Source organism: Ensifer sp. 1H6 (assembly GCF_001976035.1).
Taxonomy (GTDB): Bacteria; Pseudomonadota; Alphaproteobacteria; order Rhizobiales; family Rhizobiaceae; genus Ensifer; species Ensifer canadensis.
The window spans coordinates 1-13,619 of the sequence record NZ_MOAI01000034.1; the positions used below are offsets into that span (position 1 = coordinate 1).

11 protein-coding genes and 1 pseudogene are annotated in these 13,619 nt (G+C 61.6%); 10 read left to right on the forward strand and 2 right to left on the reverse strand.

Annotation, left to right across the window (positions count from 1 at the left end; all coding sequences use genetic code 11):
- Together BKP54_RS29065 and hpaI are read left to right on the forward strand one after the other, a co-directional pair.
- Window positions 1-575 (forward strand): aldehyde dehydrogenase family protein (locus tag BKP54_RS29065; RefSeq protein ID WP_128090525.1); only part of this gene is annotated, 575 nt, incomplete at its 5' end.
- A 109-nt stretch (window positions 576-684) separates the two neighbouring features.
- Entirely contained in the window at window positions 685-1,491 is an 807-nt protein-coding gene (gene hpaI, locus BKP54_RS29070) for a 4-hydroxy-2-oxoheptanedioate aldolase (RefSeq protein ID WP_057226312.1), read from the forward strand.
- On the opposite strand, the gene BKP54_RS29075 is transcribed toward hpaI, so the two are convergent.
- Window positions 1,485-2,573, reverse strand: a complete 1,089-nt coding sequence (locus BKP54_RS29075; RefSeq protein WP_025425318.1) for a D-mannonate oxidoreductase — start codon at window positions 2,571-2,573, stop codon at window positions 1,485-1,487. The two genes, hpaI and BKP54_RS29075, sit on opposite strands and share 7 nt — an antisense overlap.
- A 20-nt stretch (window positions 2,574-2,593) precedes the next feature.
- Window positions 2,594-3,472, reverse strand: a complete 879-nt coding sequence (locus BKP54_RS29080) for a GntR family transcriptional regulator (RefSeq protein ID WP_025425319.1) — start codon at window positions 3,470-3,472, stop codon at window positions 2,594-2,596.
- A 269-nt stretch (window positions 3,473-3,741) separates the two neighbouring features.
- Between BKP54_RS29080 and BKP54_RS29085 the strand changes: the two genes are divergently transcribed.
- From BKP54_RS29085 to BKP54_RS29120, 8 genes and pseudogenes are all read left to right on the forward strand, one after another.
- Window positions 3,742-5,247: an altronate dehydratase family protein gene (locus BKP54_RS29085; RefSeq protein ID WP_057206477.1), complete on the forward strand. Its 1,506-nt coding sequence runs from the start codon at window positions 3,742-3,744 to the stop codon at window positions 5,245-5,247.
- A gap of 40 nt (window positions 5,248-5,287) precedes the next feature.
- Complete coding sequence (locus tag BKP54_RS29090; protein WP_025425321.1) at window positions 5,288-6,307, forward strand: aldo/keto reductase; 1,020 nt, start codon at window positions 5,288-5,290, stop codon at window positions 6,305-6,307.
- Between the two features lie 236 nt (window positions 6,308-6,543).
- Window positions 6,544-7,532 (forward strand): annotated as a pseudogene (locus tag BKP54_RS29095) (ABC transporter substrate-binding protein).
- Window positions 7,533-7,642: 110 nt separating this feature from the next.
- The gene (locus BKP54_RS29100) at window positions 7,643-9,196 is read left to right on the forward strand and encodes a sugar ABC transporter ATP-binding protein (protein ID WP_057225771.1); all 1,554 of its coding nucleotides are present in this window, start codon (window positions 7,643-7,645) and stop codon (window positions 9,194-9,196) included.
- A gap of 39 nt (window positions 9,197-9,235) precedes the next feature.
- Complete coding sequence (locus BKP54_RS29105) at window positions 9,236-10,213, forward strand: ABC transporter permease (protein ID WP_057206480.1); 978 nt, start codon at window positions 9,236-9,238, stop codon at window positions 10,211-10,213.
- 31 nt (window positions 10,214-10,244) lie between these two features.
- Window positions 10,245-11,267 carry a zinc-binding alcohol dehydrogenase family protein gene (locus BKP54_RS29110; protein ID WP_057206483.1) on the forward strand — a complete coding sequence of 341 codons (1,023 nt, stop codon included), beginning with the start codon at window positions 10,245-10,247 and terminating at the stop codon, window positions 11,265-11,267.
- Window positions 11,268-11,598: 331 nt separating this feature from the next.
- A complete protein-coding gene (gene phaZ / locus BKP54_RS29115) occupies window positions 11,599-12,873 on the forward strand; it encodes a polyhydroxyalkanoate depolymerase (RefSeq protein WP_025425326.1) in 1,275 nt (424 codons plus the stop codon).
- A gap of 148 nt (window positions 12,874-13,021) precedes the next feature.
- Window positions 13,022-13,450 carry a DUF2852 domain-containing protein gene (locus tag BKP54_RS29120; RefSeq protein ID WP_025425327.1) on the forward strand — a complete coding sequence of 143 codons (429 nt, stop codon included), beginning with the start codon at window positions 13,022-13,024 and terminating at the stop codon, window positions 13,448-13,450.
- The last annotated feature ends 169 nt before the right edge of the window (window positions 13,451-13,619 follow it).

Consider the following 13,619-nt stretch of genomic DNA (forward strand, 5'->3'; position numbering starts at 1 on the left):
GTATCTACGTGCAGGACAAGGTCTATGATGCCTTCTCCGACAAGCTGGCGGCGGCCGTTGCCAAGCTCAAGATCGGCAATGGTCTCGACCAGGGCGTCATCCTCGGCCCGCTGATCGACAAGGCGGCACTGGAGAAGGTGGAAGAGCATATCGCCGATGCCACCGCCAAGGGCGCGCGCGTCATCCAGGGCGGCAAGCGCCATGCGCTCGGCGGCACCTTCTTCGAAGCAACGGTTCTGGCCGATGTCACCCAGGCGATGGCAGTCGCCCGCGAGGAAACCTTCGGCCCGGTCGCGCCGCTGTTCCGCTTCAAGGATGAGGCCGATGTCGTCGAACAGGCCAATGACACCGAGTTCGGGCTGGCCTCCTATTTCTATGCCAAGGATCTGGCGCGGGTGTTCCGCGTGGCCGAGGCGCTGGAATACGGCATGGTCGGCGTCAACACCGGGCTGATCTCCACGGCGGAAGCACCGTTCGGCGGCGTCAAGCTCTCGGGCCTCGGCCGCGAAGGTTCGAAGTACGGGATCGAGGAGTTTACCGAGATCAAATATGTCTGCCTCGGCGGCATCGCCTGACGCATTTGCAGTCCGATACAATCTGATCGCGAAACCGGCCGGAAAGCTCTGGCCGGTTTTTTCGTTTGCCGGTACAGAAGTTGACGTCGTGAAAAGAGGAGATGACGCGATGCCGGCACCAACCAACCCCTTCAAGGCCGCCCTTCGCGAGCAGCGCTTTCAACTCGGGCTTTGGGTCGCGCTGGCGAGCCCCTATGCGGCCGAAGTCGTCTCCAACAGCGGTTATGACTGGCTGTTGATCGACGGCGAGCATGCGCCCAACGACCTGCCGCTGTTGTCGGCGCAGTTCCGGGCAGTGACGGCATCCGCCAGCCACCCGATCGTTCGCCTTCCTGTCGGCGATACCGCGCTGATCAAGCAGATCCTCGATGTCGGCGTCCAGACGCTGCTGATCCCGATGGTCGAAAGCGCCGAGCAGGCCAGGGAACTTGTTCGAGCAACCCGCTATCCGCCGCATGGCATTCGCGGTGTCGGCGCGGCACTGGCGCGTGCATCGCAATTCGGCCGGATAGCCGACTATCTCCACACCGCAAATGACCAGATCTGCCTTCTCTTGCAGATCGAGAGCCGCGCCGGCCTGGCGGCGATCGATGAGATTGCCGCTCTTGAAGGCGTCGACGGCCTGTTCATCGGACCGTCGGATCTCGCCGCGGATATGGGCTATCTCGGCAGCCCAGGACACCCGGATGTACGGGCGGCGATTGTCGATGCCTTCGCGCGCATCGACAAGGCCGGAAAAGCGCGCGGAATCATGACGCTCGATCTCGCGCAGGCACGCGAGTATCGCGATCTCGGGGCCGATTTCATGGCGATCGGCACCGATGTCACATCCCTGGTTCGGGCGACACAGGCGCTGCGCCAGGAATTTACCGACGAGCAGGGGCATAAACCCGACAAGCTGGAAGCCGGCTACTGATCGCAGATCGCGCTGAGCATCGGCATGGCAACTTCAGGGCTCCAGCGCCGGAGCTCGGCAATCCGTCGCACGATCTTTTCAGTGTGATGGTTGGCGATATCGCCCATGCGATGGTCAAGGAACGGATTTCGGAAGCGGTCGAGCGTCGTTGCGACATAGGCACTCGCCTGTCGCCCGAGGCCCTTGGCGGCAAAGGCAGGAACGACTTCTTGTGCGTAGATATCCTCGAGCCGCCTGGCGACGTCCGCATCGGCAAGGATCTGCCGGACTGTTTCGTCGGGATCGCGGCCCTGCCTCAGCCAGATATCCGCGAGCACCGTGTGGCCGAGGTTGAGGATATGAAGCTTCAATTTTTCGTAGTGCGTCAGGTCGTCGACCAGTATCACGCATTCGTGCGCGCAAGGCGCTCTCAACCCCCGCTGTTTCTCGATCGCCCATAAAGCGTAGGGTTCGGCCACGGCGCCGGCGGGCTCGATCGGTTCCGAGACGATCCGGTCCACCAGCGTGTTGGCCCAGATTATCGCGTTCGCCAGCCAGAACACGAATTGCGGGTCGCCGAGGCGCTCGCGCGCGAGCTCCAGCACGATGGCTTTCAGCACGTCGCCATTGCGCGACACCAGTTCGCACGGAAGGATGGTCAGCGGTTTGCCGCCGGCATCGAAGCGGGCTTTCAAAAGCAGGAGAAGTTTGCCGGGAAAAGACAGCGGCACGTATGTCGACAGGTCGTCGCCGGAAACGTCGTAGCCGGTATCACCGGTGTTCGAGATCAGGAATTCGGCCTCGTCCGCCACGATATGGCAAACAGCATCCCAGTTGTCGTTTGTTGACACGGCCCGGACGACGCTCTTGACCCGCTCGATCTTGTCCACCGGCTTGCCGTCGGCAAGGCCACGGATCATCACGGGATAACCATCGGGTTGCGTCAGTGCCACCAGGCGTCCCGACCGTTCCGCTGAGCCGGTCGTCTGTACCACCGTGATCCGCCCCGGTGCTTCCTGCCTTTCCAGCGCCTCGCTGATGAAGAGATCGGCATGCGCCTGAAGAAAGCGGCTCGTTCCAAACTGCACAAATGGGGTCTTCATGCCGGTGCTCCGGTAGCTGGCTATGGAATGGATTGCAGCAGGGTCTCGCGTGCCGAGCGCAGGTGTCGCCGGCAGGCTTCCTCGGCACGTTTTGGATCGTGAGACCTGAGCGCTTCGATGTAAGCAAGGTGCTCTTCAAGCGCGCGCGCATTTCGCTGCCGCGCGTTGGTCTTGTTCCATTGGTAGTGATAGTGGAACACGATCGAGATGATGTCGTAGAAATCGACGATGAAACGATTGCTCGACGACTTGTGCACCAGGAGGTGGAAGCGCTCGTCGAGTTCGGAGAATTCCTTGTAGCGGTTGTCGATGTCGGCCAGGATTTCGTGGTGCAGCGCCTCGATCCTGTTCAGCTCCTGCCAGGCCGGATGGCTGTCCGGCAGCGCAACGAAACTTGCAGCCGAGCGAAGCTCGAACATCTCGCGGACCTCGGTCAGTTCCAGCGCAAACTCGCGGGTGAAACCTTTGAGGATCCAGTGGCTGTTCGGTCGCTTCTCGATCAGCCCGAACCGGCTGAAGCGGATCAGGAACTCCCGCACGCTCGTGGTACCGGCGCCGATCTCGCGTGCCAGCTCCAGTTCGTTGATCTGCATGCCAGGCTCGGCGCCGCCGGCCAGAATCCGGCGCATGAAGCTGCGCTCGATGATCTCGGCCAGCGAATCCGTTTCCTCCGTCGGGAAATAGTCGTCCGGTTGCGGCTGGCGCAGCACGATCTTCTTGCGCTTGTCCCAGGTGATCAGCTTCGCCTCTTCGAAGCGGCGGAGAATGGCACGCACCGTCGTCCGGCTCACGCCGAGCACCTGACCGAGTTCCGGCTCGGAGGGCAGGGAAGATGTCTCCGCCAGCACTTTCAGGCAGCGGTTATAGGCATCCTTGAAGACGGTGTTCTGTTTTGCCATTGCCAGGATCCGGACGGTTGGGGTTGCGCGAGCGATGAGCCGCTGATCGGAAGATCAGCTTTCGTCGGCCGCCGATCTAACCTGCCGGCGCGCGCTTGTCTTTGGCTCTCGCACCAAAATCATGACGTTTCTCCCCTGTTGCTGCTGTGCCTGCGGGCGGGCGGCGCTGTCTCGTTTCATAATACCCATTGACGGCGATCTGTCTATTGTGGATAAAAGACAAATAGACCCTTCTCAAAATCGCAGCAGTTTTCACGGAGAAATTCAGAGTGTCTGTGCCGTCTTCAATCCTTCTGGCTCCTGAGGACAATGTGGCCGTGGCGACGTTGGCAATCGCTGCCGGCGAGGCCCTGCCGGGCGGAGTTCGCACCGCCACGAAGATCGATCTGGGGCACAAGGTCGCCATACGGCGGATTCGTGCGGGCGACCCCGTGGTCAAATATGCCCAGGCGATCGGACGCGCGACCAGCGATATAGAAGCCGGCGAGCATGTCCATTCCCACAACCTCTCCTTCGATCAGGATCGCTTGGCCATCAGTCCACAAGGCGCGCCGGAAGAGGCGAGCGCCGCCGACAGGGCGCGCACCTTCATGGGCTATCGGCGCAAAGACGGACGGGCGGCGACGCGCAACTATATCGGCATCATTGCCAGCGTGAACTGTTCCACCACCGTCTGCCGGGCAATCGCCGAGGAGGCCAACAGACGCATCTTGCCGAAATATGATGGCATCGACGGATTCGTGCCGATCGTGCATGACCAGGGTTGCGGCATGTCTTCGACCGGCGACGGCATGATGAACCTGCACAGGACCTTGGCGGGCTACGCGCGCCACGCCAATTTCGGCGGGGTGCTGATGGTCGGGCTCGGCTGCGAGGTCAACCAGTTGACGCTTTACGGGCAGAGCGGAGCCGGGCAGGAAAAGCGCCACTTCAACATCCAGGAGGCCGGCGGATCCCGACGCTCGGTCGAGCGTGCACTCGGCATCCTCGATGAAATTGCCGAGGAAGTCGGCAGGCAACGTCGCGTCGCCATTCCGGTCAGCGAAATCATCGTCGGTCTGCAATGCGGCGGCTCGGACGGGCTGTCTGGCATCACCGCTAACCCGGCGCTGGGAGCGGCGGTGGATATCCTGGCGGCTGCCGGTGGTACCGCCATCCTTTCCGAAACGTCAGAAATCTACGGCGCCGAACATCTGTTGCGCAGCCGTGCCGCCAGCGCGGCGGTCGCCGCAAAGCTCGACGGGCTGATTGTCTGGTGGGAAAACTACGTCGCGCTGCATGGTGCATCGCTCGACAACAATCCTTCGCCGGGCAACAAACGCGGTGGCCTCACAACCATTCTGGAGAAGTCGCTGGGTGCGGTCGCCAAGGGCGGGCGCTCACCGCTCAATGCGGTTTACGGCTATGCCGAACGCGTCACTGAACACGGGCTCGTCTTCATGGATACGCCCGGCTACGATCCGGTGTCGGCGACCGGCCAGGTGGCCGGCGGAGCCAATGTCATCGCCTTTACCACCGGCCGCGGCAGTTGTTTCGGCTGTCGGCCGGCACCGTCGATCAAGCTGACCAGCAACACCGCGCTGTTCCGCGCGATGGAAGAAGACATGGACATCGATTGCGGCGTGATCGCATCCGGCGAGGCGACGATCGCCGACCTCGGTCGCGAGATCTTCGATCTCATCATCGATACCGCTTCGGGAAAGAAGACCAAGAGCGAACTCTTCGGCTACGGCGACAACGAATTCGTGCCCTGGCATCTCGGGGCAACACTCTGATGATGTGAGCTTGCGCATCCTAGGAGGGAGGAGACAGGGAATGCAGACGAGAAAGATCGGTCGAACCGACCTGCCGGTGACCGAATACAGCTTCGGCGCCGCCGGACTTGGGGGGCTCTACCGCGAATGCACGCGCGAAGCGGCGATCGAAACGCTGGACGCCGCTTGGGGCTCTGGTTTGCGCTATTTCGACGTCGCACCCTATTACGGGCTCGGTCTTGCAGAGCGGCGGGTCGGCGATTTCCTGCGCGACAAGCCGCGCGGTGACTATGTGCTGTCCACCAAGGTCGGACGGCTGCTGCATCCCGTGCCTGAAGGCGCCGTGCCGGACTATTCCTACGTCAAGGCGCTGAACTTCGACGTGCGTTACGACTACAGCTACGATGCCATCATGCGTTCGGTGGAATTCAGCTATGCGCGCCTCGGCCTCAATCGCATCGATATCCTCTATGTCCATGATATCGGCGTCTACACGCACGGTGTCGCCCGCAACGCCGTCTATCTCAGGCAATTGCTGGATTCCGGCCTTAAGGCGCTGGAGGAACTAAAGGCTGGTGGCGTGATCGCGGCCTATGGGCTTGGCGTCAACGAGGTTCCGGTTTGCCTGGAGGTGATGCGCCGTGCCGACATCGACTGCATCCTGCTTGCGGGGCGCTATACGCTGCTTGATCGTTCCGCAGTCGCCGAACTCCTGCCGCTCTGCGAGACAAAGAAGACGTCGCTGATCGTCGGCGGTGTGTTCAACTCGGGCATCCTGGCGACTGGCCCGGTCGATGGCGCGCATTTCGACTATATGCGAGCAAATGCCGAGGTGCGCGAAAAGGTCGGCGCGATGGAACGCATTGCCCGGGAGCGTGGTGTGCCGTTGGCCGCTGCCGCCATGCAGTTCCCGCTCGACAATCCGGTGGTTGCCTCGGTCCTGCTTGGGACAGCGAAACCGGAAAGCTTGAGGCGCAACATCGATGCGCTGCGGCATCGTATGTCAAAGGACGATTTCTCGGCTTTCGAGCCCTACACGCTTGTGGCGCCGGAGCTTGGATTGGAGGCAGTCCGGGCCTGATGCTTGAGGGTGCCGAGCCCGCGGGTCCTTGCAGGCACAACCCGAATTTCACATAACGAAACGTAATCTGGGAGGAGACAGTGCAGTCACGTAAATCGCAGCAACGACTGCTTGCAAAGCGGACAGCGTTGTATTAGCGTTTCAATATGTTTTTTATCGATAAAAGATCGATATGCAAGCACCTGGCGAATCGATCTCCATAAGGTGGAACGAGGTGCACTGAGAGGAGAACCCCAATGAGCATAGCCAAGCACATTCTTTCCCGCCGTGCCTTCACTGCCCTGGCCGGCGCGACGATGATCGCCGCGATGGCACCCGTCGCGTCCTTCGCGCAGGATGTCACGATCCCGATCATCGTCAAGGATACCACGTCCTTCTACTGGCAGATCGTGCTGGCCGGTGCGCGCGCGGCCGGCAAGGATCTCGGCGTCAACGTTCCCGAGCTCGCGCCCAGTCCGAATCCGATATCAACGGTCAGATCAGCATCCTCGAAAACGCCGTTGCCGGTTCTCCGGCTGCCGTGGTGATCTCACCAACCGAGTTCAAGGCGCTGGGCAAGCCGATCGACGAAGCTGCCAAGGCGGTTCCGATCATCGGCATCGACTCCGGCGCCGATTCCAAGGCGTTCTCCTCGTTCCTGACGACCGACAACGTTCAGGGTGGCAGGATCGCGGCCGATGGTCTGGCTGCAGCGATCAAGGAAATGTCGGGCAAGGAAGAAGGCGATATCGCCATCATCACCAGCCTGCCCGGCGTCGGTTCGCTCGATCAGCGCCGCGAAGGCTTCCTCGACCAGATCAAGACGAAATATCCGGGCTTCAAGGTCGTGGCCGACAAATATGCCGATGGCCAGGCAACCACCGGTCTCAACATGATGACCGACCTGATCACCGCCAACCCGAATCTCGTCGGCGTCTTTGCCTCCAACCTGATCATGGCACAGGGTGTCGGCCAGGCGATTGCCGAAAACAAGCTCGGCGACAAGATCAAGGTGATCGGCTTCGATAGCGACGAGAAGACTGTCGGCTTCCTCAAGGAAGGCGTGCTGGCCGGCCTGGTCGTTCAGGATCCCTACCGCATGGGTTATGATGGCGTGAAGACGGCGCTTGCGGTCTCGAAGAAGGAGAAGGTCGAAGCCAATGTCGATACCGGCGCCAATCTGGTGACCAAGGCCAACATGGCTGAACCGAAGATCGACGCACTGCTGAACCCGAAGGTCAATTGACGGCAATCGGCGGCAGGCGCGAGCATTGCCTGCCGCCGAGAATACGGTTGCCAGCGGCCGGATACGAGGACCGGCCGCTGGCAGTCTGTGCGATTGGGAGGAGTGCGCAGATGCCAGGTCTCGATGAGGTCAGCGATAACAAGAGCGACGGTTTGAGGACGGCTGCCCGCCACCCAGTGCCGAGGGGCGAACCGATCCTGGAAATGCGCGCGCTTCAGAAGAAATATGGCGCCGTCGAAGCGTTGAAGCCCGCCTCCATCACCTTTCTATCAGGAGAAGTTCACGCCATCGTTGGTGAAAACGGTGCCGGAAAATCGACACTGATCAAGCTTTTGACCGGCGTCATCCGGCGCACGTCTGGCGAAGTCTATTGGTGCGGCAAGCCGGTCCAGCTCGACAATCCTCAAGAAGCGATTGCGCGCGGAATCAACGCCGTGCATCAGGAGGTGGTGCTATGCCCGCACTTGAGCGTCGCCGCCAACATGTTCCTCGGCGACGAGATCAACAGCGCCGGCCTGATGCGCAAGCGCGCCATGACCGAGGCGGCCCAGAGCGTCCTTGACGATCTCGGTTTCAACCTGCCGGCCGCGGCGCCGCTCGGCAGCCTGACGATCGGCCAGCAGCAGTTGGTCGCGACCGCTCGCGCCGCCATGCGCGGCACCCAGTTTCTGATCTTCGACGAGCCGACCGCCTATCTGACCCGTCAGGAATCCGCGCAACTGTTCCGACTCATTCGCCGGCTACAGGGCGAAGGTGTGACGATCGTCTATATCAGCCACCGCATGGAGGAAGTCTTCGAGCTGGCCGATCGTGTGTCGGTGCTGCGCGACGGCACCCACGTCGGCACGCGAAAGATCGGCGAGACCAACGACGCCGAACTGATCACCCTGATGATCAATCGCACCATCGAGCAGATCTACCACAAGGAACACTTTCCGGCCGGCGAAGTGATCGTCGAGACCCGGGGCTTGAGCGGCCCCGGTTTCGCGGATGTGTCGCTGACCGTTCGCGCCGGCGAGATCGTCGGCCTCTACGGTCTGATCGGTGCCGGACGCAGCGAGTTTGCGCTCGGCCTCTATGGTCGCCATGCATCGACTGCGGGCGAGGTCTACTGGCAGGGGCGCAAGGTCAATATCGCCAACGAGCGGATCGCGATAGACCTCGGCATTGCGTTGGCACCGGAAAGCCGGCGCGATCAGGGCCTCTGCCTCAATCTGCCGATCGGCCTCAACATCAACCTGCCGATCTTCAGTCGGCTGACGCGCGGGCTGACGATCAACCGTCAGAAGGAAATCGAGAATGCGGATCGGCAGATCAGGGATTTGAAGATCAAGACGCCATCGCGCCGCGTGCTTGTCTCGGCGATGTCCGGCGGCAACCAGCAGAAGATCGTCATCGGCAAGTGGCTGAGCCACGGCGCCAAGCTTTTCATCTTCGATGAGCCGACGGTCGGCGTCGACGTCGGCACCAAGGCGGAAATCTACCGGTTGTTCGCCCGGCTTCTGGAAAACGGAGCGGGGATCATCCTGATCTCCTCCTACCTGCCTGAAGTCTACGAACTGTCCGATCGCCTGCACGTGTTTCGCCGGGGACGGCTGGTCGCCAGCCACGACTATCACGCGGCAAGCCACGAGGAAGTGCTGACACAGGCGATCGGTGTCTGATCGCGACAATGACAATCAAGAAGAAGCAGGAGGACGACGATGAGTGCTGATACGGTCGACAGCGGAGCCGGCCCCGCGCCGCGGAAAGGCGTGAGCATCCTGTTCGGGCTCACGCTTCTCGGGCTCCTGCTTTTCCTCTGGCTGCTCTTGGGGCTTGCCACCAACAGTTTCTGGACGCCGAACAACATCAGCAACCTGTTGCGCCAGGGCGCCATGACGGCGATCCTTGCGGTCGGCCAGACCTTCGTCATCATCACTGCGGGCATCGATCTTTCCGTGGGTGCCGTTGTCGGCTTCACCAGCGTGATCGTCGCCTGGCTGCTTGCCGCCGGCGTGCCGCTCTGGATTGCGATCATCCTGACGCTCGCCTTCGGCGTGCTGATCGGCGCCTTCCACGCCTTCGGTATTGTCCGCATGGGTCTGCCGCCGTTCATCATCACGCTTGCAACCCTGACCTCGCTGCGCGGCATCGGACTGTTGATCACCAATGGCTCGACGATCTCGATCACCAACGAGGCCTTCACCAATTTCTCCCGCGCCAACTTCCTCGGGGTACCCAGCCTGTTCTGGATGGTGATCGTGGTGGCGATCCCGGCCTATGTCTTCCTGCACTTGAGCCGCTTTGGCCGCTATCTCTTCGCCGTCGGCTCCAACAGTGAGGCGGCCCGCCTTTCCGGCGTCAACGTGCATCGCACGATCTATCTTGCCTATATCCTGTCCTCGACCTGCGCGGCCTTTGTCGGCCTGCTGCTCGCCTCCCGCATCGGCATCGGCAACGCCACGCAAGCCGAAGGCTGGGAGCTGCAGGCGATCGCCTCGTCGGTCATCGGCGGCACCAGCCTCTTCGGCGCGGTCGGCTCCGTGCACGGCCCGCTGCTTGGCGCCTTCATTCTCGCCACGATCAACAATGGCGCCAACCTGCTCAACGTCAATTCGTTCTGGCAGCGCATTATCACCGGCGTGCTCATCATCGTGATCGTCTATTTTGATCAGCTCAGGCGGCGCGGCGCGCGCTAGGCGCCGGCCCTGACAACATGCGGAAAATGACATGAAAGCCGTCCTCTGCCCGGAACCCGGCCGCCTGGAGATTGTTGAACGCGCGCCCGCGCCCGCCCCATCGGCCGGGTGGGTGCGGGTTGCCGTCAGCCATGTCGGCATCTGCGGCACCGACTACCACATCTTCGCCGGCAAGCACCCGTTCCTGGAATATCCGCGAGTGATGGGGCATGAGATCTCCGCGACGGTAATTGCCAACGGACCGGCGACGACGATCGCGCCGGGAACGCCTGTGGTGGTCAACCCCTACCTTTCCTGCGGCGACTGTGTCGCCTGCCGCCGGGGGAAGCCGAACTGCTGCACGGCGATCAAGGTGCTCGGCGTCCATACCGACGGAGCCTTCTGCGAGGAAATCCTCGTTCCCGAGGGCAATCTTTATCCGGCGATCGATCTGTCGCCAGAGGCGGCAGCGACGGTGGAATTCCTCGCTATCGGCGCCCATGCCGTGCGCCGGGCTGCGGCCCCTGCCGGCGTTCGTGCTCTGGTGATTGGCGCCGGGCCGATCGGGCTTGGAACCGCCATCTTCTCGCGCATCGCCGGCCATGCGGTGACGCTGATGGATACCAGCATCGAACGGCTGGCGTTTGCGACCGACCGGCTCGGTTTCGGTTCCGGCATCGTTGCCGACGAAGCGTGCGTTCGGCGCGTCGCCGAGGCGACCGGGGGCGATGGTTTCGATGTCGTCTTCGATGCCACCGGCCATGGCGGTTCGATGGAGGCTTCCTTCGGCCATGTGGCTCATGGGGGAACACTGGTGTTCGTCAGCGTCGTCAAGGACAGCATCCGTTTCTCCGATCCGGAATTTCACAAGCGGGAAATGACGTTGATCGGCAGCCGTAACGCCACGCGCAAGGATTTCGACCATGTCGTAAATTCGATACGCGAGGGGCTGGTGCCGGTGGAGCGGTTGATCACCCACCGAACGACGATGGACGCGGTGGTCCACGATCTGCCGCGCTGGGCGCATGAGAAGTCGGGCCTGGTCAAGGCGATCGTCCGGATAGCGGCGGCGTGACGACCCGTTCTGCTGCGATGCGAGAAAGCGGATCGGCGGCCAGATATCGAAAGCCGGCCGGAGAAAGTAAGACGCCTTCGCCGAAATCCGCGATTTTTGACGAAAACGCGACTTTTCGGCCAGCTCCGAGCAAGTCCGTTTGTTAATTGTCAGTAATCCGGGCGCATTCTCGCAGAAGTCGCTTGTCTAGAACCGAAACGGGTATACTTGTTGCAGTGCACAAGAAACATGGTAGTCTGGCAGGGATTGCGGACACCAAGACAAACAATCGCAAGCTTGCGTCCGACTGGGAGCGGCGTTGTCGTTGATTGAACCAAGGGGTACGCTTCCTATGTTCTACCAGCTCTATGAATTGAATCATGCCATGATGGCGCCGTGGCGAACGGCGGCGGATGCCATGCGGCTTGCTTTCAGCAATCCGATGAACCCGATCTCGCACACCTATTTCGGCCGCGCGACGGCGGCTGGCCTCGAGGTCTTCGAGCGGTCGACGCGCCGCTACGGCAAGCCGGAATTCGGCCTTCCCGAAACGCTGATCGACGGCGAGCCCGTTGGCGTTCACGAGCGCATCGTCTGGCGCGAGCCGTTCTGCAATCTGATCCATTTCGAGCGCGCGCTTCCCAAGGGGCGGGCTGCCGATCCGAAGGTGCTGATCGTCGCGCCGATGTCGGGCCATTATGCCACGCTCTTGCGTGGAACCGTTGAGGCCCTGCTTCCCCATTCCGACATCTACATCACCGACTGGATAGACGCGCGCATGGTTCCCTTGAGCGAGGGCACCTTCGATCTCGACGACTACATCGACTACGTCATCCAGATGCTGCACTTCCTCGGACCCGACACCCATGTCATCGGCGTCTGTCAGCCCGCCGTTCCGGTGCTTGCCGCCGTCGCCCTGATGGAAGCGGCTGATGATCCGCTGTCGCCGGCGTCGATGACGCTGATGGGTGGGCCGATCGATACGCGCATCAACCCGACAGCCGTCAATCTGCTGGCCAAGGAACGGCCGATCGAGTGGTTCCGCGACAACGTGATCATGCCGGTGCCGTGGCCGCAGCCGGGCTTCATGCGCATGGTCTATCCCGGCTTCCTGCAACTCTCCGGCTTCATGTCGATGAACCTCGACCGGCATCTGATCGCCCATAAGGAATTCTTCGCCCACCTGGTGAAGAACGACGGCGATGCGGCCGAGAAGCACCGGGATTTCTACGATGAATATCTTGCGGTGATGGATCTGACGGCAGAGTTTTACCTGCAGACCGTTCAGGTCGTCTTCATGCAGCATGCCTTGCCCAAGGGCGAGATGATGCATCGCGGTCGCCGGGTTGATACCACGGCGATCAAGAAGGTGGCCCTGCTGACGGTCGAAGGCGAGAATGACGACATTTCCGGTCTCGGCCAGACGAAGGCGGCGCAGACGATCTGCACCAACATCCCCGAGCACATGCGGATGCACTACATGCAGCCGGACGTCGGCCACTACGGCGTCTTCAACGGTTCGCGTTTCCGTCGCGAGATCGCGCCGCGCATCGTCGCCTTCCAGCGCGAGCACGCACGCCACGCAAAGCCGGTAAAGCAGCTGATCAAGGGCGGCAAAACCGCCTGATCCCCGTAAAATGCGGGCTTTTGCCCGCTTAGAGTCAAGGGTTTGTCCGATTCCGGGGAAGGGCGTCTTGTAGTCGAAAGCCCGCCTTCCCACATCGTTTTCACCGGGCCGCAATGGGTGGCCCGGGTGATTGCGAGGAATCCTGAAGATGAACCAATCTGCATTGATCCGTCCGGATTGGACGCCCGCGACCATTGCATTGATGGTGCTCGGTTTCGTGGTCTTCTGGCCTCTCGGCCTGGCCATGCTCGCCTACATCCTCTTCGGCGAGAAACTGAAAACGTTCAAGAAGGACGCCAACAGCACGGTCGATGGCATGTGCTCCGCCTTCAAGCGCGGCAATCGCGCCAACTGGACGCAGCATCATCGCACCGGCAACGTCGCCTTCGATGACTGGCGCCAAGCCGAGCTTACCCGCCTCGATGAAGAGCGTCGCAAGCTCGATGAAATGCGCGAGGAATTCGATTCCTACGTGCGCGAGCTTCGCCGCGCCAAGGACCAGGAAGAGTTCGACCGCTTCATGCGCGAACGCCGCAACGGCGGTTCCGGACCGGTAGCCCCGTTCGAGGCAAACTGAGTGACGAAAAAGACATCCGGTGTTTCACATGAAACGCCGGATGTCGCGATCAGCGATGCGGGCCACGTGTCTCTCTCGATGAGAAAACGGGCCGATCCTTATCGATCATCAGGCGCTTCGATCATCAGGCACTGGCAATTCCCTGGATCGTTGATGCCTTAGGGAATTA

Bases quoted from the DNA above. Each gene is read 5' to 3' on its own strand.
- hpaI (WP_057226312.1), top strand. From the start codon at position 685: ATGCCGGCACCAACCAACCCCTTCAAGGCCGCCCTTCGCGAGCAGCGC.
- BKP54_RS29075 (WP_025425318.1), bottom strand. From the start codon at position 2,573: ATGAAGACCCCATTTGTGCAGTTTGGAACGAGCCGCTTTCTTCAGGCG.
- BKP54_RS29080 (WP_025425319.1), bottom strand. From the start codon at position 3,472: ATGGCAAAACAGAACACCGTCTTCAAGGATGCCTATAACCGCTGCCTG.
- BKP54_RS29090 (WP_025425321.1), top strand. From the start codon at position 5,288: ATGCAGACGAGAAAGATCGGTCGAACCGACCTGCCGGTGACCGAATAC.
- BKP54_RS29100 (WP_057225771.1), top strand. From the start codon at position 7,643: ATGCCAGGTCTCGATGAGGTCAGCGATAACAAGAGCGACGGTTTGAGG.
- BKP54_RS29105 (WP_057206480.1), top strand. From the start codon at position 9,236: ATGAGTGCTGATACGGTCGACAGCGGAGCCGGCCCCGCGCCGCGGAAA.
- BKP54_RS29110 (WP_057206483.1), top strand. From the start codon at position 10,245: ATGAAAGCCGTCCTCTGCCCGGAACCCGGCCGCCTGGAGATTGTTGAA.
- phaZ (WP_025425326.1), top strand. From the start codon at position 11,599: ATGTTCTACCAGCTCTATGAATTGAATCATGCCATGATGGCGCCGTGG.
- BKP54_RS29120 (WP_025425327.1), top strand. From the start codon at position 13,022: ATGAACCAATCTGCATTGATCCGTCCGGATTGGACGCCCGCGACCATT.